Raw genomic sequence first — 18,439 nt, 5'->3', positions numbered from 1 at the left:
TGTCGTCTCCACCTCGCCCGAGCACGTCGCGACAGCGACGTATATTGCGCCCTCAAACCAATCGGAACGCAGGGCCGATGCCGCTTTTCCGGAAGACGGCCATCGGCCGAAATTCCGGCTGCGACGTTTTGGGGCTGGTCGAAAATAGCCTATTTAACTATCGTTTTGTAGTTAGTATAATCGGTCTTCGGAGGCTATTTTCGGGAAAGGGAGATTCACCAATGGCCGTAAAATCATCAATTTCTGATCTCGATGCGCAGATGGAGAAGTTGCGAGAACGTCGGCGAATTCTGATAGTTAAATCGGCGGAGCGGTTTGCCCGCGCGGCGACGAAGTCCGGGCTGGCGGAAATGGAGATCGCCGACGAGGAGGTCGAGCGGATCTTCGAAGAGATCGCCGCTCGATTTCGCAAAGAGGAGAAGAAAGGCACTAGTGCTGCATCTCCTCAAACGCGTCGACCAGCAGTTGATGGCACTGGATCGACGTCGGAGGTTTTACATGACGGCTGACCGCAAGAAGGAAGCACGCGAGAAACTCCTGCTTGGCGGCATCGTCGTGAAGGCTGGTCTGTCGACGGCCGACCGGGCTTTTCTTCTGGGTGGCCTCATCGAACTGGCAAGAGTGATAGCGGGATCGGCCGAACATAGGCGGTTGCGCGATATCGGCAAAGAGGCGTTCAGGCGCCCTTCGCTCAGTCCGTCCACACCGCGCGTCGAGGAGACCGCCGGATGGCGCTGAAGGGTCGATTGCATCCGAGCCTGCTGCTGGTCTTCGTGCCGATCGCCGTAACAGCGATCAGCGTCTACATCATCGGCTGGCGATGGCCGGCACTGGCCCACGGCCTCTCCGGCAAGATCGAATATTGGTTCCTGCAAGCGGGACCCGTGCCGGCGCTCCTGTTTGGGCCGCTCGCAGGACTTTTGACCGTCTGGGCGTTGCCGCTGCATCGCCGGCGGCCAATCGCCGTGGCCAGCCTCTTGTGCTTTCTCGTCGTCGCCGGTTTTTACGCGTTGCGCGAATATGGACGCCTCGTGCCATCGGTGGAGCGCGGCATCGTCACCTGGGACCAGGCGCTTTCCTATCTGGATCTCGTTGCCGTCATCGGCGCCCTGGCGGGCTTCATGACTGTGGCGGTTGCCGCCCGGATCTCCGTCGTCGTGCCCGAGGCAGTCAAACGGGCAAGGGGCGGAACCTTTGGCGATGCCGATTGGCTTTCAATGTCGGCGGCAGCAAGGCTCTTTCCGCCCGACGGCGAGATCGTTGTCGGCGAGCGTTACCGCGTCGACAAGGAAACCGTCCACCAAGTGCCCTTCGATCCGAAGGATCGCAGCACGTGGGGACAGGGCGGCAAGGCGCCACTCCTGACCCACAGCCAAGATTTCGATTCCACCCATATGCTCTTCTTTGCCGGATCGGGCGGATACAAGACGACCAGCAACGTCCTGCCGACCGCACTGCGTTATTCCGGCCCTTTGATCTGCCTCGATCCTTCCACCGAGGTTGCGCCGATGGTGGTTGAGCATCGCACCCGCATTCTCGGGCGCGATGTCATGGTGCTCGATCCGACCAACCCAATCATGAGCTTCAATGTCCTCGACGGCATCGAGCATTCGATGCGAAAAGAGGAGGATATCGTCGGCATCGCCCACATGCTTCTGTCCGAAAGCCTGCGTTTTGAATCTTCAACTGGCTCCTACTTCCAGAACCAGGCGCACAATCTCCTGACCGGACTGCTCGCCCATGTCATGCTGTCGCCGGAATATGCCGGCCGGCGAAACTTGCGCAGCCTGCGCCAGATCGTTTCCGAGCCTGAACCTTCCGTGCTCGCTATGCTGCGCGACATTCAGGAGCACTCGGAATCTGCCTTCATCCGTGAAACGCTTGGTGTCTTCACCAACATGACCGAACAGACCTTCTCCGGTGTCTATTCGACGGCGTCGAAGGATACGCAATGGCTCTCATTGGATAGTTACGCCGCGCTTGTCTGCGGCAACGCCTTCAGGTCGAGCGATATCGTATCGGCCAAAACGGACGTGTTCCTCAATATCCCGGCGTCGATCCTGCGCTCCTACCCCGGCATCGGGCGTGTCATCATCGGCTCTCTGATCAACGCCATGGTTCAAGCCGATGGCGGCTTCAGCCGTCGGGCGCTCTTCATGCTCGATGAGGTCGACCTGCTCGGCTACATGCGCGTGCTGGAAGAGGCACGCGATCGCGGCCGCAAGTATGGCATCAGCATGATGCTGCTCTATCAATCGGTCGGCCAGTTGGAACGGCACTTCGGGAAGGATGGCGCGACGTCATGGATCGATGGCTGCGCCTTCGCCTCCTATGCGGCGATCAAGGCCCTCGATACGGCGCGCAATGTTTCTGCCCAATGCGGGGAGATGACCGTCGAGGTTCAGGGGCGGTCGCGCAACATCGGCTGGGACACGAAAGGCGGCGGCACGCGCAAATCCGAGAGCGTCAATTTCCAGCGCCGGCCGCTGATCATGCCGCACGAGATCACCCAGTCGATGCGCAAGGACGAGCAGATCATCATCGTTCAAGGCCATAGCCCGATCCGCTGCGGCCGGGCGATCTATTTCCGGCGGAAGGATATGGACGAGCAAGCAAAGGCCAATCGCTTCGTGCGGAGTTGACGAGCTTACACGTTCAGCGCCGCCGCCCGAGTTGCGTTGGGCGGATGCGAGACCCTTGATTCCATCATGGCGGCAATCGATCTTCTCGGGATTATCGTTCTGTGCACCGAGTTCGTACGCAAACGTTAATTCGAGTTTTCAGGGCCTGCTCAACGGAATCGGCTGACCTCCGTGGCCGACTTGCGGCGACGGATGAATTCACGCAGCAGCGGCAGGAAGAAGGCTTTGCTGAAGCGGCCGGTTGGCGGCTCAGGCTCCAGATAGTATGAGTTTCCGACGATGTCGGTATTGAACTCATCGAAGATAATCCAGAGCCTGCGATCAGCATCGAGGCCAGCGCGGCGCTTTTCGATAGCCGGCACTTCCACGGCAAACCGCGACGCCTCCGGCTGCTTGGTGGTAACGGGAAAGAAGAGAACCAGATCACCATCGGGCCGCGGCATTCTCACGCCGACGGCTACCGGCCGCTCCTTGCGTCCTTCCGTCTCTCCACGCCCAGCCTCTCTCGCCCACAGATAAGGATAGCGTATGACGCTTGCGGTCTGGATCAACTCGTAGTTCATGAGCGGCCTGCCTCGTCCTCGCCTGCGTATGCCTCGACGGCGTTTTCGAACTCGGCAACCAGTTCATCAGGCATCGTTTCGATGGTCCCCACGGTACGCCGGTCCGACTGCTTCATCAGCCGTTGGTAGTCTTCGATATTGAGGAGGACCAGTCGGGGCTTATTCCGCTGGGTGATGGTCACTGGATGGCGTAGAGCCTCGGCGATGATGTCGCCAGACTTACGGGAGAGGTCGCTGGTTGAATAGGAACCGCTTGACTTAGGCATATGGGTTTCCTTTGGGTCTCTTAGTTGCTGTATTTGTTGCAACATACAGCATTTACAACAATGTTGCAAATTTGCTGATTTGACGAGTTGCGGCCTTGCCTAGGAGGGAATTGCGGCGTCCAGCAGTGCGCACCGCATGAACGGGGATGCCAGTTCCCAGGGTGATGTCCTAAATAATCGACCGAATTCTTCGTCGGTCAACCTAACCAACGTCGGAAGCCGGATCTCGACTCCACCCTCATCCGCCGTCAAAACGTTGATCCAGTCGCCGCCGTTGATGCGGTACTCATGTGTGTCGAAATCAATTTCTAGCTCGTCCAGCAAATTGATGGTGAAACGCCCGAAAATCTCGTTCTCGCCCTGCATCCGATATTCGGCGAATTCATCCTCTCCGGTGAGAAACCTTCGTTCCAATGCCATCATCATCAGGATCCGAGCGATTGCAGCGTCGAGCCCTTCAATCAGGCGATCATGAAGTTCTTGAGAGAAACCGCTGTCGTAGCCGAAGCGGTTTGCGACGACGACAAGCCCAAAACCGGCAAGCTTGGCGTAGGGCATGAGGTTCTGGTCGGTTGTCATAATGTGATCTCCTTCTTGATGACGGAGATCGGCCACTCCCTGGCAAAGAGGGGGGAGACCGTGCCGTCCTTGACGCCGGATTTGCTGGAGTAAAATTGGACGTCAGAGAGAGAAGAGACCCGCGACCCCAAAGGGGTTGCGACCGTTTCCGGCGTCAGCCGGCGGGGATCTCGAGGGGAACCCTCACAGGCGGACGGGCCGGTCGATCCGGGCTGGCTGCCTCGGTGTACAGTGAGAAAGAGCCGCCTTACGGCAACTCCTCTCCGGTCTGTTTTGCAAGTTCGGCGCGCGCGGCTTCCAGCTCCGCCTCGATGCGGCGACGCTCCTCAGCGGTCGGCGCTTCCCTGGCTTCAAGGCGCAGTTCCTCGATGGTGCATTCGATGTTGAAGGCGTTTTCGTTCGTCATCGTCATCTCCTTGCTGACGTGAAAGATGACGCCGGCGGTCGTGAGGATCGGGTCGGGTCAAGGTTCGCGTCAGCGACCGGCGGAGCCGGCGCGCGGAGGTGCCGATTTTGTCGGAGCGAAGGGAACCGCAGCGGAGGCAAAATTGGAGGGGCCGCGTGACCTTGAGGCAGCACGGTCCTCATGGCAGACTTGGCGAACTGAGCAGACAATCCACGTTTCGTTTGCCACCAGAAAACAGGCGGCAGGCAAAGCCGGCCGCCTCAGGAGTGTCACCGCGTAAGCCGGCCCCGATCGCTCGAGGCCGGCTGCTTGTCGTTCAGTTCGGGTTGTTCCAGAGGATAACCTTGCGGTTCGGCTCGCCGCCGGGGGCTTGTGCGAGATTGCCGAAGATCACGCCGATCTCCGGAGCCTCCAGTTTGACCGAGAGGTATTCCTCGCCGGTCAGGCGAGCGATGCGGTTCCAGCCCGCTCCGATCTCGAAGCCGGTCTTACGGTGGATGATGCGGTAGTCGGGTGCTTCATCGTTCGTCTTGCTGGCATTCGGGACGATGGCGATCGGCGCGTTGACCCGGATGGTGGCGAAGATGCCTTCGAGGGTGCCGTCGCTCTTTGCGGTGAGGGTTGCGATCGTGGTGGCCATGGTACTGTCTCCTTCGGTTGCTCGGGACCATTCCCGATGGCGCCCGAAGAAGGGGCCGAGCCGCAGGCGTCACCGGAGCGCCAGCGCAGGGGAACCCCTTGCGGGTTGACGGTGATGGCGGCCGATCCCTTAGAAAGGCGACATGGAGAACGGGAATGGTCTCACGCAACCGAAGGGCGGGACAAACCATCACGTCAGCCCGGGTCGGGGCTCTACAAGAGGGCTAGGAGCTCTTAGAGTGCCTCGCCGCCATTCTACGTAAAGCTCTCATCCCGCTCCTAATCACCGCAAGCGAGAGGCGCGCGCCAACTGCCCAATGGTACGTTGCCAGTCGGTGAGATCGGCGCGGGCTGGAACCGCAGCGCTTCCTGCAGGCCGCAGGGCATGCCGGGTGGAGTTGTTAGCTCGAGGGGTCGAACACGTGATCCTTCGTCGACTTGCCCTGGTCCCGGTTGACGCATCCGACAGTATTCCATCGGGAGATCCAACCGTCAGCGCCCGGCCACACCGAGCGACCAGGGCCGGCTTCGTCGAGCGTTCTGCGCCGTCCTAAACGCGCCAACACATCACAAAACGGAATCCATCGGCTGCAAAGGATTCAAAACTCTCGTTGGACAGGATCGGTCCCCACGGGAATGATCCCCGGCATGAGCCGAATGTCGTTCCACCTCTACTGCCAGCGCATTGATGCCAGCCGCGACATGGCGCGCTATTACATGCTCGCGATCCAGCCTACCTTGTTCGGCGAAACCGCGGTCGTGCGCAGCTGGGGACGGATCGGCAGACGTGGCGGCGAGAGGACCGACGTGTTCGAGACCGAACGGGAAGCCATGGCGCATTTTCTCGAACTTGCGCGCCGGAAACGTCGGAAGGGCTATAGGCCGAACCGAGGCTGCGATGCCATCGGGAATCTGATCTGATCGCGCGAGGCATATCCGCGCGTTCGCGTCTTAGAGCAGCGCGGTAGCCGCCCGCGCAAAGGATCGTCACGCCTTCAGGCGCGAACATTGCACCGCAGGCTTCGTGAAGCCGGCTCGCCGGCGCAATAGAGCCCGGTCCGGCGAAAACGCCGGATGCGCCCCTCGGCCCTTGAAATTGATAGCGACACATGACATGTAAGGAACGACAGATGACGCAGGAGAAAGATCATGGCCATCGCCGCAAAAGCACTTTCCTCCGGAGCAGGCGGTGAACTGCAAAAAATTGAAGCACTGCTCGGCGGCTCGCGCATTCTGTCGCGTCGCCTGACCAATGCGCTCGACGCGCATGAGCTGCTCCTGCACGGGCTGCCTGCATCGGCATTGGATCATCTTGTCGGCACCCTCGTCGTCATTGGCAAGAACGAATCCCTCGAAAAGGCGGTGGGCATGAGCTTGCGCACCTGGCAGCGGCGGAAGGACACGCCTTCCAAGCCGCTCAGCCAGGAACAGAGCGGCCGCGCTTGGAAGTTTGCTGAGATCCTCGCAAAGGCAACGGATATCTTCGGATCGCAGGCAGAAGCCGAACAATGGCTGGAGCGTCCCGCGGTCGCGCTTGATCAGCGCCGCCCGATCGATCTTCTCGGGACGCCCGCCGGCGTCGAGCTTGTCGAGGATCATCTCGACCGCCTGGAATACGGCGTCTATGCATGACTCTTTTGCCAATCGCGCTCGGCGGGACCGAACTGGTCGCGTGGCGGCTCGATCAGGCTGTCCATGCGCCGACATGGGATAGCGGGGAAGGCGCCTATCGGGTTGGCGGCCGTTGGAACAGCAAGGGGATTCACGCGGTCTACTGCTCGCTCGATCCCGCGACGGCGATCCTTGAAGTTGCGGTCCACAAGGGGTTCCGGGCGCTCGACACCGTAGCGCATAGGATGACGGCAGCTGTCATTACCGATACCAGCAATGTCCATGTTGTCGATCCGGGAAGCGTGCCCAATCCCAACTGGCTGCGCCCGGGCATTCCCGGCGCGGGACAACAAGCCTTCGGAAACGATCTGCTTCGACAGCATCGTTTCGTCGCGATCCCGAGCGCGGTCTCGCCGCATAGCTGGAACCTGATTTTTCTGGCAGGCGGCGCGGCGGGCGCCTATGCGCTGAAGTTCCAGGATGCATTTGCTCTCGATACACGATTGCATCCACCCACGATATGAACGAGCCCGATTGCGTCGCCGCAACCTGCGACGCGATCTCATTACCATCCGGCTTTCCCCCGCACGAAGGAAAGCGCTCACTCGCCATCCTCCGCGGCTTGCCAGACCGGGAGTCCGAGCCGGCGGGCCTTGTCGGCGCGATTACCTGTGATGCCGGAGCCGGGAAAGATGATAACGCCGGTCGGCATGACCGAGAGCATCTCGTCATTACGACGAAAAGGAGCGGCCTTGGCGTGCTTCGGCCCAGCAGGCGGCGACGCGCTCAGGCCCTTCGGCGAGCCACCCTTGCGCTTCTAGGCGCGCAGCCTCATCTCCAATATACTGACTTTTTTAAGGTAGTATGAAATTGGAGTCCGTGCTACATTTTCGCACCCGGCTCGGCTCAGCAAAAAGTGATTGAGGGCGATGTGCGAAAGTTTCTGATCGGCGAACAGGCGTTCGATGAAGACGCTCCGGAGCTTCGGGCTCGCCTCGAACAGGCTTACACGCACAACGTCCGGCCACTTTGCCAATGCAAAGACCCGCCGCTCCCTATGTACATCGCGCGCGTCGACGCTCTCCATGTCATCAAGCGCATGCCGCTTTCGGGGCATCGTCATCACCCCGCCTGCCCTTCCTATGAGCCGCCCTACGAGCTATCGGGCCTTGGATCCTTGATCGGCAGCGCGATCCATATCGACGCAAATGGGAAAGCCGCCCTGAGGCTCGATTTTCCTCTGACAAAGAAAAGTGTACGAAACACGCCAGCGCTCTCAACGCACGCGTCTGAAGCCGCGCTCCGCAACGAGACGAAGAAGCTCTCGTTGCGCGCCGTCCTGCATTATCTCTGGGAGGCAGGGGAACTTACGGAATGGCGCGCGTCGTGGACCGGCAAGCGCGGTTGGAGCCGGGTGCGGGCAAGTCTTCTCAACGCCGCCTTGCAGATGACCGCGCAAGGGGACCCGTTAAGTGACATCCTGTTCGTGCCTGAAGTGTTTCATCAGGAGGACCGCGAGGGAATAGCGGCGCGGCGGGCGGCTGCGCTTGCTGGTGCCCACGCCTCCCGCCCGGGGCCCCGGAAGCTGATGGTGACCGTGGCGGAGGTCAAGGGGTTCGCCGCAGCCCGCGTTAGCCGGAAAATCGTCGTCCGCCACCTCCCCTTCCCCTTCATAATCGAGGAGGGTACGTGGAAGCGGTTGGGTGCCAGATACGAGACGGATCTCGAGCTCTGGCGATCGAGCGAAGACTTCCATCTTATCATGATTGCGACCTTCGGGATATCAGACACCGGGATCGCATCCATCGAGGAGATCGCCATGATGGTGGTCAACGAGAACTGGATTCCGTTCGAGAGCGTCCATGAGCAACATCTCCTGGAACGGCTTTCAAGGCTGAAGCGAAAGAGCGTGAAAGGCTTGCGTTTCAATCTCTCCCGCGAGCAACCGGTCGTTTCTGTAACCCTGCCGGAACAACGCCCGGCTCCCGTTGCAATGTTCATCGTGCCTCCCGGCGCCAGCGAAGATTTCGAGAATGCGCTGGCTGAGATGATCGACGCAATACCGGAAATCACACCCTGGATCTGGCACGTCACGGAGGGGGAGATGCCGAGGCTCCCCTGAAGCGAAAAGTCTTGATTTGCCTATGCTGACGAGGGGATTTGATCATCAGGCATATGCTCCACACCGACGGCACGGAGGATCGACGGTCTAGTGCCCTAGGCAGAGGGCCCCGCACCGCGCTCGCGAGGCTTTCGGCGCTACAGTGGTCCCCGTCTGCATGGTTGAGGAAGAGACGGCTCACGCCGCCGCCTCCTCGTCGAACTCCGGCTGCAAGGAATGCAGGTAGTCGACGGCGCGCTGCGCATGCGCTGCCGCGGAAAAGATGGCGCGCTTGTCGTTGCCAAGAACCTTAAGCCAGCCATCGAGATAGCTTGCGTGGTCGGGGCGTGGTTCGAGCTCGGGGACGATGCGAAGATCGGCGCAGAGAAACGAGCTGCCGAGTTCGGCAATCAGTTCTTCGCGGGCGCGTTCGCTCCTGTCTTTTGCGTAGCGGCTGAGATCACGATCAAGCCGTCGCGGTGCCCCGGTCCAGTGCGTCATCTCGTGACTGAGGACGGCGACATAGGCGGCATCGTCCCGGAAGGCATCCAAGCATGGCATCTGGATGTAATCACGAATGGCAGCATAATAGGCAGCCGATCCGCCATGCCGGATGAGTGCGCCGGTATTGGCAAAGAAGCGGCCGGCATCGCCGATCCGGCGCATCGGATCCTGGACAGGTGCGATCTCATGAAAGCGGTAAGGAAGACCGGCGATCTGATCGGCGTTGAACACGGTGTAGGTCTTGAGAAATGGAATGTCCTGTTCGATCTCCGTGCCTGTCTCGGTCGTCTCGGTGCGGATGAACGAACTGGCAAAGACTATGGTTGTGCCGGTTTCGCCCTTGCGGACGGCGCCGCCGAGTTCGATTGCCTGGCGAAACGTCATCCAGCGTGATGAGGCAAAGCCGCGGGCGATGGTTTCGGACCAGAGGAGCAGGACATTGATCCCGGTATAGGGTTGGCCATTGTGGCGCAGTGGCCGGCTGACCTCACTTGCCGCCTGTCCCGTCGTCCAGGGCCTGGTCCATGGCCGCACACCCTGTTCGAGATCGGCGATGATCTTGGTGGTGATGCGGCTGTAGATATCGGATCGTTGATTGGATGGTTGCCTGCTCATGTCTGAACCTCCGTTTCGAGGTCGCGGCCATCGCGACCTGCTACGGCGGTCCGAAAGCCGGGCGGCAAGTGCTGCCTGCACCCGCAGGGCCGCAACGCAGTGGAGGACGGCAAAGCCGTTGCCGGCGGCGCGAGCCTGGCAGGACCAGAGCCGGGGCAGGACGCGATGACTGCAATCTTAGTAGGAGGTTTTGACGGAGGCGGAAGTGGCAGATCAGCGAGTCGGCATCACGTCGCTCACATCGCCGATGAACCGCAGCGCAGATCGCTTGCTGGCCGGCCGCGCCAATGACCGGGCGATATCGGCGATGTCATCGCGCGAGGCAGTCGGCATTAGCTGCTAGGAAGCCGCCGTGACCGGGGTCCGCGCCTGTGCCAGTGGTCTGGACTTTCATCTTAGCGACGAGGCATTCTACGCACTGTTTTCGCCCGCGGCGGCCGGTCGGCTACCAGTCATTCAAGATCAAGGTCGGTCATCCCGCCCTCAGGCGAGGGGCCGATCGGAATCGTGGCCCGCGCTGTTTGGCTCTACTTCCGCTTCAATCTGAGCCTGCGCGATGTCGAGGAAATGATGCTCGATTGCGGGATCGTCGTTTCGTATGAGACCATTCGCCGATGGTGCCGAAAGAACGGCCATTATGGGCGCCGCACACGCCATAAGGCGTCGACTGAAGACGATGTCTGGCATCTCGATGAAGTCGTGGTGCGCGTCAATGGCCAGAAATGCTGTGGAGAGCGTTTGATCAGGATGGATATGTGCTCGATGAGATCGTGCAGTCGCGCCGCAACACCAAGGCGGCCAAGCGCCTGCTGGCGCGACGCCTGAAGAAGCAGGGCATGCTGCCAAAGCGTATGATCACCAACAAATTGCGCTCCTACGGGGCGGCCCTATGACCTTACGAAGTAAGCAACGCACTTAGCGTCGATGTTCCTCCCCTTGAACCAACGCGAACACACAGTCGCTATCGGGACCAGGGATCAATCACTTTCAACCCTGTGGCCGCGAGGGCCGTTTGCGTCGGAGACGTACTCGCGCAGAACAAGCCTCTCAGCCGCCGGCGAAGCCCTCAGGCGGTAGATCTGGACGTCCTCACCGCAAAATTGGAGCGGAGACCGATCACAACGGCACGCGGACCTCACCGCGGCTAGGCAAATCGCGCCGGTCTCTAATCACCTTCTCCGAGGCGTTCCCTGAGAAACAAGTTTCGATCTTTGGCCCTGTGAGATAGACATCACAAATCCAAAAGCGCGCGTTCGGCTTCGAGCGTCGATACCCGGAGTTGCATCATGAAAATCGCGCCGCAGCAGCGGATCTATGTCTGCTTTTTTCTCTTCGCCGTATCACTTGGGGCGCTGCTGTCGAGGATGCCGGATTTGCAGGTGGCGCTTGGCGTCGACAAGTCAGAGCTTGGGTTGACGTTGATAGGGGCTGCGATCGGCGCCTTGATTTCGTTGACATTGTCTTCGCCCTTGATCGCCCGGCTCGGCGCGCGGACGACGGCATTCATTACCGTTCTCGGCACGTCTGCGTTGCTGTCGCTGGTGCCGTGGATCGGTGCGGCGCCGGTCGTGTTCTGTGTGCTCTTCGTCGAGGGGCTGCTTGCCGGGGCGCTGGAGATCAATCTCAACGTCGAGATCGACCGCATTGAAGCGCAACTGGGACGCGGCGTGATGAACAGGGCGCATGGTTTCTGGAGCCTCGGCTTCTTCGTCACGGCGCTTGTCTCTTCGGTGGTCCGCCAAGCCGGTATTTCGATGCAGCTCCATCTCGCCATGACCTTTGCCGCGGTGCTTGTGCTCGGCATGTGGGCGATTTCCGGCATGCGCAATGCGCCGGCGCGGATCGCGTTGAACGAAGGCAAGGTGCCGCTGGTAGCGCTTCCCACCTGGGGCCTCATGCCGCTCTGCGTAATCGGCATCGCGGCCTTTCTCGTCGAAGGTGCCGGGATCGACTGGTCGGCGATCTACATGCGCGACGTGTTTTCAGCCGAGCCCTTCATCGGCGGACTGGGATTGACACTCTTTACCTTTTGCATGGCGCTGGCGCGCCTGTTCGTCGATCCACTTGTCGATCGGTTTGGCGCGCGGGCCGTCGCCACGATGCTGCTTGTTCTTTCGGCGATCGGCATCTGCGCCGTCTGGGGCGCGCCGCATGCCTATGTCGCGCTGACGGGCTTTGCCCTGATGGGCGCAGGCTGCAGCGCGGTCTATCCTCTCGCCGTCTCGGCGGCGGCCCAGCGCACAGATCGCGCGGCCCATCTCAACGTCGCCGCCCTTGGCCAGATGACCTTCGTCGTCTTCTTCCTGGCGCCGCCGCTGCTCGGTTTCATTGCCGAACATGCGGGCATCAGGACATCCTATCTCGTCTGCCTTCCGTTGATCATCTACGCGCTCTTTTCGGTCAAGGTGCTTGCTACGCGCCGGGCTGCCGGCGACGTCAGCGTTGCGAGCGTTCGGAGGGTCAACGGGTGACGGATCGAGCTGCCGGTTTCGGCGGCTCGATTGGTTCAGCGAAAAGCATAGGCGAGCACGCCGTAGCGGCGTGCTCGGTGCTCCCTTGACGTGTATACGTTTGATGTCCGTCCGAGCGGCTGGATGTCATCCCGGCGCAGTTCCGCGTGATCGTCACCCGTCGCCCCTATACGCCTGCCGTGTCTGGATCGATGGTATTGTTCAGGCTCAGGCTCCAGCACGATTGATCCAGGCTGGATTGCCAACGGAGACGACCATCGCACATGTCCTAGTGTCCAAGCACGCCGACCCGCTCTATCGGCGAGCCCAGATCAAGGGGCAGCCAAGTCATCGATCTCAAGCTCTTGATTAGCAAGGTGCTGCCAAATGACCTGTGTGGGCATCGCCCAGCTACCACCGTGAAGATGTGGATCGCGCTCCGAACCTCGTCATGTCTCGAGCTGCTAGGCGCCACCTCAATGAGACTTCGCAGCTATTGGAAAAGGCGAAAATCGAGACGCTCATCGCGCTTCAGACATTGAGGGGGTTGGGACGAGGATGGAGTGCGCGAGGCAACTGAGCGCCGGTGACGGGCAAGGAGTAAAGAGCCGGAGCAGGAACCACCTGTCCCGACTATCGGCGCGCCTCCATCGTCATCTTTCTGAAATCTCGTGGATGGTTTGCTTGCCGGCTCGATGAAGACCGCCATATAACGCGCGATGACATTTGATTCGAAGATTTTCGTCGGCCTGAGGCCAACGAGCAAAAAATCGGCTCCGCTCCGCGAGCCTTACCAGTCGAAATGCCAGTGGGACGGTTGCGAAAGCGGCGGCACCAATCGTGCGCCCGTCGGGCGAGATGCGGAGGGATTGTACCTGGTGTTCTGCGCGCAACATGCGAGGGAATACAATAAGGGATATAATTTCGCGAGCAATCTGTCTGATCCAGTGACCGCCCGCTATCAGAGGGAAGCAGCAAACGGCAGCCGTAAGACGTGGGGGACCCGCGTTGATCAGGCGACAGAGATGCCGCTTCCTTCGACCGTTCGCTCCGGTACGGCAAAAACCCTTAACGCACGCAAGATTGCTGCTCAACATCAAACAACGAAAGCTGATCTTCAGCGACGTAAGCTCAAGGTATTGGAAGCAAAAGCCTTCGAAACGCTCGGCCTTTCGCAGGACGCGACGTCTGAGGAGATTAGACGACGCTACAAGCAGATGCTGAAGATGCACCATCCAGATGCTAACCGAGGAGATCGAAACTCCGAAGATGAACTCCGGGCGGCAATCGACGCCCATAAGATCCTCAAGTTGAACGGGTTCTGCTAGGCGGGAGGTCTCGTCGCGGCCAGATGGGAGGGCCTGCCGAAGCATGTTGCGACCGCCTTGATGGCCGCTCGAACATTAGCCTCTGCGATTTGCAAGCCAGGCTGGATGGCCGCCTTGTACCAGACGCGGTCACGACCATGCCCGGGCGCGCGCAAGACTATTGGCGCGCACGATGCCGGGGCACCCGAAGCGCAGCAATATCGGCACCAGGCGTCGCAGGCCCGACAGTCCACCGGCTGCCCATGCTAGATGATCATCGTGTCGAGCGGGGGGAACGCGGTTGCCAACAAAGGCCGATCATCATGACTAGCGTGCGAATCCCGAGTAACGTTCTCGTCGCCATCATGATCGCCTGCGTCGGCACGTGTTACGGCTTCGGCCTCAGCCTGTTTCCCCAGATCATCCCCGACATGCGGAAAGATCTCGCCTTCGACTATGCGTTCGTCGGCACTGTCACCGGCCTAGTCCAGTTTTCCACGGTGGCATTTGCCGTGCTCGGTACCTGGCTCGTCCATCGCATCGGTGCAGCGCGGACGGTGGTGGCGTCCGTGTCGCTCTGCGGGCTTTGCCTGTCGGGCATCCCCATCATCGACAATCTCTATGTTGTTGCCGGGCTGCTGATGGTCGCCGGCGCGACGGGTGCATCGACCTTCGTGCCGATGATTAATCTCGCCTCGCGAGTGGTGAGAGCAGAACAACGCGGCTTTGCCATGAGCCTGATCTCCAGCGCCCCGGCCTTTGGCGTCCTCATCAACAGCGCACTCGTTGCCGCATATGCCGGAAGCGGTCACTGGCAGATGGTCTGGTACCTCACGGGCGCGGCCACGATCACACTGGCCATTGTCACCCACATTCTCTTCGGGCGGGCCGGCCTCTTCGACAGCGGGACAAGTCACGAAACGCGCGCGCCAACTGCCGGCGGTTCAGCAAGCCTGCGCTCCATCATGCCATGGGTGGCGCTGATCTTCGCGCTCGGCTTCATCAACGGCCTGATGCCATATCCCTATCTCACCTATCTCTCGCCGTTCCTGCGCGAGGAACTCGGCTATTCCGTCGGCTTTGCCTCATGGCTCTGGGCAACGATCGGCGCGGTGGGGATCAGCGCAGGCTTCGCCATTGGCACAATATCGTCGCGCCTCGGAGCGCGCCATGCCATGCTCGCTTGTTACTCAAGCTTCCTCGCCGCCGGCGCCCTCGTAGTCCTCGATCCCTCCATGGAACTCTCGCTCCTGTCAGGCATCTTCTTTTCGCTGGGTTTTTATCCGATCTATGGCCTGCTGCCGGCCTACGTCTCACATCGCGCCACACCCCGCGTCGCGGTGACTGTCTTAGGCATCTGCACCGTGTTCCAAGGCATCGGCGGCACCACAGGGAACTTCTTTGGCGCCGTGATCAAGACATCGACCCAGAGTTTCAGCGGCATCTATCTCGCCGTTGCAGTTACGGCCGCCGTCGCGGCGGCGATGACGATTTTGCTGCCGAAGGACCAGAGTGTGCAGGCCGAGTAGCATCTGCCGATGCTGCCTTTGCCTGGCGCAAGGGCTATTATATGTTAGCATCCTCGCAGCAATCGCCGCCTGATTTTTGCCGGTCAGGCCTTTTCGAAGAGCGGCGAGATCATACGGCAACTCGCCCCTTGCCGAGGTGCTTGATCGCTTGTTCCAGTGGCCGCCGGCCATCGCAGTAATCGTCCCAGGCCGATGATTTCGAGAGGATGGTCGGGACGGTGCGGATGGTGAAGCGCTTCGGGTCGAGATCCGATTTGACCTGTGTCCATGTCAACGGCATCGAGACGGTGGCACCCGGCCGGGCACGGGGCGACAAAGGTGCCACTGCCGTCGCCATCCGGTCATTGCGCAGATAATCGAGGAAGATCCGGCCATCCCTAAGGCTCTTGGTCATCTTGATCAGATAGAGCTCGGGATTGTCTCGTGCCATCTGCTGGCACACATCGTGGGCAAAACCCTTCGCTTGCGCCCACGAAAGCGGCTTGCGCCTGTTGGCCGCAAGCGGAGTGACAACGTGCAGACCCTTGCCGCCAGTGGTCTTGCAAAAACTGACCAGGCCCAACTCGTCGAGACGGTCCCGCATTTCCCGAGCTGCCGAAACGACCGCGGAGAATGGCACGTCCGGACCTGGATCAAGGTCGAAGACGAGCCGGCCCGGTACCTCAGGCTGTTGCGGTTCACAATTCCAGGGATGCAGCTCGACGCCACCGATCTGCGCGACAGCAGCAAGGCCTTCGACGCGGTCGATCTGCAAATAAGGCTTTTTGTCGCCGAAGACCTTCACCAGTTCAAGCAGGTTGGAGGTGCCGGGCATCGCATGGCGCTGGAAAAACTGCTCGCCACCGATGCCGTCGGGCGTCCGGATGATGGAACATGGCCGTCCCTTGATGTGCTCGATCAGCCAGGATCCGACCATTTCGTAGTAACGGGCCAGTTCCTCCTTGGTGACGGGTTTGCCATCATTGGCATCCGGCCATAGCGGCTTGTCCGCGTTGGAAATCGTCACGCCCATGACCTCAGCCTTGGCGCCCTTTCGCCGGACCGGCATGGCCTTCGTCTCCGCCACCGGCTGTGGCACGTCTGTCTGCGCGGGTTTCGCCGGCCGTTCGGCCTTGACCTCCTTGGCCGGCTTGTCCGTGCGCAGCCCTTTGAAGGCCGCCTGCCGGACAATACCGTCGGCCGTCCAGCCTGCGAATTCGATTTCCGCCACGAGCTCGGGCTTCAGCCACGTGACCTCGGCCTCCTTCTTCGGCGCGCCGATGCCGGTGAAGGGCGATTTCGCCGTCTCGAGCGCTTTCAACTTCGGAAGCAGCGTTTCCACTTTCTTTACGCCATATCCCGTGCCGACGCGGCCGACATAGACGAAGTGGTCGCCGTGATAGACGCCGACCAGCAGGGATCGGAATTTCCCGTTGGTCTTGGCATAGGCGCCGATCACCACCTCGTGGCCGGCACGGCATTTCGACTTCGCCCAGCTTTCGGTGCGCCCGGATTGATAGGGTGCATCGGCCTCTTTCGAGACGATGCCTTCCAGTGAGAGCTTGCAGGCAGACCGGAGAACTGCATCACCGCCCGTTTCGAAATGCTCGACGAAACGGATGCGCGGATCGCTGCCGGCGTCGGACAGAAGGCTTTGAAGCCGCGCCTTGCGCTCGACGAGCGGTAGAGATCGCACGTCCTCGCCACCCTCATAGAGAAGGTCGAATGCGAAATAGACGAGTTCGCCGGTCTTGCCTTCCGAAAGGGCCGCCTGCAGGGCCGCGAAATCAGGAACGCCATTGTCGTCGAGGGCGCAGATCTCGCCGTCGATAATCGCATCGGGCAGTGTCGATGCCGCCTCGGCGATCTCGGGATATTTGGTCGTCCAGTCGAGCCCTTTCCTGGTCTTCAGCGTCGCCTCCCCGTCCAGCACGCGCATCTGGATACGGTAGCCGTCGAACTTGATCTCGTGAATCCAGCCGGTGCCGGCGGGCGGACGCTCCAGGGTCTGGCAGAGCTGTGGCGCAATGAAATCCGGTAGATCAACCTTTGTGGCCGTTTTCGACTTCCGACCAGCTCCAGTGTCTTCTTTTCGCTCTTCGGCAGCCAGTCCGTGATTGCTGTCCCAGACGGCATCGGCTTGAACGTCGCCGCCCTCGACCATGAAGGGCTTGGGCTTTCGTCCCTTGCCGGCGGCAATCATTTCCATGGTACGGCCAGAGGCAACTGATGTCTGATTTTCCTCAAGTGTGGCCGCGCCGTTTTCCTCGACCGAGAATTCGTCGTGGTGCTTGATCAGCAGCCAGTTTGTCCGGCTGCCACGGTCGCGGTCGTTGCGCATGCGCACCAGCACGAAGCTGCCATGCAGGCGTTTGCCTTCCAGCGTGAATTTGAAATCGCCTTTCGCCAGCGCCTGCTCCGGGCTCTTCTTTCCTTCCGGCTCCCAATAACCGCGATCCCAGAGCATGACAGTGCCGCCGCCATACTGGCCTTTCGGAATGGTGCCTTCGAAATCACCGTAGTCCAGCGGGTGATCTTCCACTTCGACGGCCAGCCGCTTGTCGTGCGGATCGAGGGACGGGCCTTTGGTGACAGCCCAAGACTTGAAGACGCCGTCGAGTTCGAGGCGCAAATCGTAATGCAGTCGGGTCGCGTCGTGCTTCTGGATGACGAAACGACGACGGTTGCTGCGCGCGAGGCGCTTTTCGCCGCTCGGTTCGGCCGTTTTTTGAAAGTCGCGCTTCGATCGATAAGTCGACAGTTTATCACTGGCCATGGTCGTTCCCGAAAGCAGTCCCGACAGCGAAATGCCGGCTGGCACTCGGAAGTTCCATCACGGCGTTCGTCCAGCCAAATAACGGGAAAAGCGGCGCTTATGCTAGACCTCGCCTCATCGGAGGCGAGGTCATCGATTCTCCGTTAATTGGCAACGAGACGCGCTGGCCGAGCCGGATGCGTGGTCGGCTTTCTCTTCCACGGGGCCAGAACGGATGGCATGCCCGCTTCGAGGCAGGCCGCCACGAAGGCCTCTCGCGCGACGATGCTGGGAATGCTGCCGTTGAGGAGGCCACGACACGTTTTCACTGCGCGTTGATGGCGCTCACCATGACGCAGCGGCCATTCGTTCTCGAGAAAATCCAAGGCGTCGTATGCGCCTGCGAAGGTGCGCTCCAAACCGCACTGCAGCCGGATTCTCACCGGCTGGGTCCATAGAACATCGTTCAGCGGCATCTTTTCCTCCTTTCATG

Annotated in this window: 18 protein-coding genes and 5 pseudogenes; 13 read left to right on the top strand and 10 right to left on the bottom strand. The window is 60.6% G+C overall.

Translation table 11 applies throughout. The annotated features are described in order from the left end of the window. The first annotated feature begins 221 nt into the window (after positions 1-221). The 3 genes from ACD590_RS28245 to traG are packed head-to-tail and all read left to right on the top strand — an operon-like array spanning position 222 to position 2,642. Positions 222-509, top strand: a complete 288-nt coding sequence (locus ACD590_RS28245; protein ID WP_018245173.1) for a TraC family protein — start codon at positions 222-224, stop codon at positions 507-509. After that, positions 499-738: a conjugal transfer protein TraD gene (locus ACD590_RS28240; RefSeq protein WP_018245174.1), complete on the top strand. Its 240-nt coding sequence runs from the start codon at positions 499-501 to the stop codon at positions 736-738. The genes ACD590_RS28245 and ACD590_RS28240 overlap by 11 nt, the downstream gene beginning before the upstream one ends. Further along, entirely contained in the window at positions 729-2,642 is a 1,914-nt protein-coding gene (traG, locus tag ACD590_RS28235) for a Ti-type conjugative transfer system protein TraG (protein WP_439021013.1), read from the top strand. The genes ACD590_RS28240 and traG overlap by 10 nt, the downstream gene beginning before the upstream one ends. Before the next feature lie 149 nt (positions 2,643-2,791). On the opposite strand, the gene ACD590_RS28230 is transcribed toward traG, so the two are convergent. The 5 genes and pseudogenes from ACD590_RS28230 to ACD590_RS28210 form a co-directional block, all read right to left on the bottom strand. Then, complete coding sequence (locus ACD590_RS28230; RefSeq protein WP_018245176.1) at positions 2,792-3,205, bottom strand: hypothetical protein; 414 nt, start codon at positions 3,203-3,205, stop codon at positions 2,792-2,794. Beyond that, entirely contained in the window at positions 3,202-3,471 is a 270-nt protein-coding gene (locus ACD590_RS28225) for a type II toxin-antitoxin system prevent-host-death family antitoxin (protein ID WP_018245177.1), read from the bottom strand. Before ACD590_RS28225 ends, ACD590_RS28230 begins: the two co-directional genes overlap by 4 nt. Before the next feature lie 52 nt (positions 3,472-3,523). Then, a pseudogene (locus ACD590_RS28220) lies at positions 3,524-4,050 on the bottom strand (hypothetical protein). Between the two features lie 247 nt (positions 4,051-4,297). Continuing rightward, complete coding sequence (locus tag ACD590_RS28215) at positions 4,298-4,456, bottom strand: hypothetical protein (RefSeq protein ID WP_018245178.1); 159 nt, start codon at positions 4,454-4,456, stop codon at positions 4,298-4,300. Between the two features lie 316 nt (positions 4,457-4,772). Next, positions 4,773-5,096: a DUF736 domain-containing protein gene (locus tag ACD590_RS28210; RefSeq protein ID WP_439003888.1), complete on the bottom strand. Its 324-nt coding sequence runs from the start codon at positions 5,094-5,096 to the stop codon at positions 4,773-4,775. 635 nt (positions 5,097-5,731) lie between these two features. Between ACD590_RS28210 and ACD590_RS28205 the strand changes: the two genes are divergently transcribed. The 3 genes from ACD590_RS28205 (at position 5,732) to ACD590_RS28195 (ending at position 7,230) form a co-directional block, all read left to right on the top strand. Next, entirely contained in the window at positions 5,732-6,016 is a 285-nt protein-coding gene (locus tag ACD590_RS28205; protein ID WP_439003887.1) for a WGR domain-containing protein, read from the top strand. 228 nt (positions 6,017-6,244) lie between these two features. Beyond that, a complete protein-coding gene (gene parS / locus ACD590_RS28200) occupies positions 6,245-6,727 on the top strand; it encodes a type II RES/Xre toxin-antitoxin system antitoxin (RefSeq protein WP_210068666.1) in 483 nt (160 codons plus the stop codon). Next, complete coding sequence (locus ACD590_RS28195) at positions 6,724-7,230, top strand: RES family NAD+ phosphorylase (RefSeq protein WP_439003886.1); 507 nt, start codon at positions 6,724-6,726, stop codon at positions 7,228-7,230. The genes parS and ACD590_RS28195 overlap by 4 nt, the downstream gene beginning before the upstream one ends. A gap of 77 nt (positions 7,231-7,307) precedes the next feature. Here the strand turns inward: ACD590_RS28195 and ACD590_RS28190 are convergent. Beyond that, a pseudogene (locus tag ACD590_RS28190) lies at positions 7,308-7,514 on the bottom strand (hypothetical protein); the annotation flags it as partial. 123 nt (positions 7,515-7,637) lie between these two features. Here ACD590_RS28190 and ACD590_RS28185 point away from each other — a divergent pair. After that, positions 7,638-8,828: a DUF1173 domain-containing protein gene (locus tag ACD590_RS28185; protein WP_026188652.1), complete on the top strand. Its 1,191-nt coding sequence runs from the start codon at positions 7,638-7,640 to the stop codon at positions 8,826-8,828. Between the two features lie 177 nt (positions 8,829-9,005). Here the strand turns inward: ACD590_RS28185 and ACD590_RS28180 are convergent, their stop codons facing one another. Beyond that, entirely contained in the window at positions 9,006-9,926 is a 921-nt protein-coding gene (locus ACD590_RS28180; RefSeq protein ID WP_439003885.1) for an ArdC family protein, read from the bottom strand. Between the two features lie 205 nt (positions 9,927-10,131). On the opposite strand from ACD590_RS28180, the gene ACD590_RS28175 reads away from it, so the two are divergent. Both ACD590_RS28175 and ACD590_RS28170 read left to right on the top strand, forming a co-directional pair. Next, positions 10,132-10,269, top strand: coding sequence for a hypothetical protein (locus ACD590_RS28175; protein ID WP_165504662.1), 138 nt, complete (start codon positions 10,132-10,134; stop codon positions 10,267-10,269). Positions 10,270-10,400: 131 nt separating this feature from the next. Beyond that, a pseudogene (locus ACD590_RS28170) lies at positions 10,401-10,813 on the top strand (IS6 family transposase); the annotation flags it as partial. Positions 10,814-10,936: 123 nt separating this feature from the next. On the opposite strand, the pseudogene ACD590_RS28165 reads toward ACD590_RS28170, so the two are convergent. Next, positions 10,937-11,046 (bottom strand): annotated as a pseudogene (locus ACD590_RS28165) (DUF4105 domain-containing protein); the annotation flags it as partial. A gap of 166 nt (positions 11,047-11,212) precedes the next feature. On the opposite strand from ACD590_RS28165, the gene ACD590_RS28160 reads away from it, so the two are divergent. From ACD590_RS28160 to ACD590_RS28145, 4 genes and pseudogenes are all read left to right on the top strand, one after another. Continuing rightward, a complete protein-coding gene (locus ACD590_RS28160) occupies positions 11,213-12,397 on the top strand; it encodes an MFS transporter (protein ID WP_131599302.1) in 1,185 nt (394 codons plus the stop codon). A 110-nt stretch (positions 12,398-12,507) separates the two neighbouring features. Further along, positions 12,508-12,710, top strand: a pseudogene (locus tag ACD590_RS28155) (IS66 family transposase zinc-finger binding domain-containing protein); the annotation flags it as partial. A gap of 385 nt (positions 12,711-13,095) precedes the next feature. After that, positions 13,096-13,704, top strand: a complete 609-nt coding sequence (locus tag ACD590_RS28150) for a J domain-containing protein (RefSeq protein ID WP_018245189.1) — start codon at positions 13,096-13,098, stop codon at positions 13,702-13,704. Positions 13,705-14,006: 302 nt separating this feature from the next. Continuing rightward, entirely contained in the window at positions 14,007-15,212 is a 1,206-nt protein-coding gene (locus ACD590_RS28145) for an MFS transporter (RefSeq protein ID WP_210068669.1), read from the top strand. Positions 15,213-15,321: 109 nt separating this feature from the next. On the opposite strand, the gene ligD is transcribed toward ACD590_RS28145, so the two are convergent. Next, positions 15,322-17,967: a DNA ligase D gene (gene ligD, locus ACD590_RS28140; protein ID WP_439003884.1), complete on the bottom strand. Its 2,646-nt coding sequence runs from the start codon at positions 17,965-17,967 to the stop codon at positions 15,322-15,324. A gap of 143 nt (positions 17,968-18,110) precedes the next feature. After that, positions 18,111-18,422, bottom strand: a complete 312-nt coding sequence (locus ACD590_RS28135) for a DUF982 domain-containing protein (RefSeq protein ID WP_112907459.1) — start codon at positions 18,420-18,422, stop codon at positions 18,111-18,113. Positions 18,423-18,439: the final 17 nt, after the last annotated feature.

The organism is Rhizobium sp. 862_C5_N1_2, from assembly GCF_051811205.1.
GTDB lineage: Bacteria > Pseudomonadota > Alphaproteobacteria > Rhizobiales > Rhizobiaceae > Rhizobium > Rhizobium leguminosarum.
The sequence above is the reverse complement of the archived record's forward strand: the minus strand, read 5'-3'. Positions and strand labels throughout refer to the sequence as shown.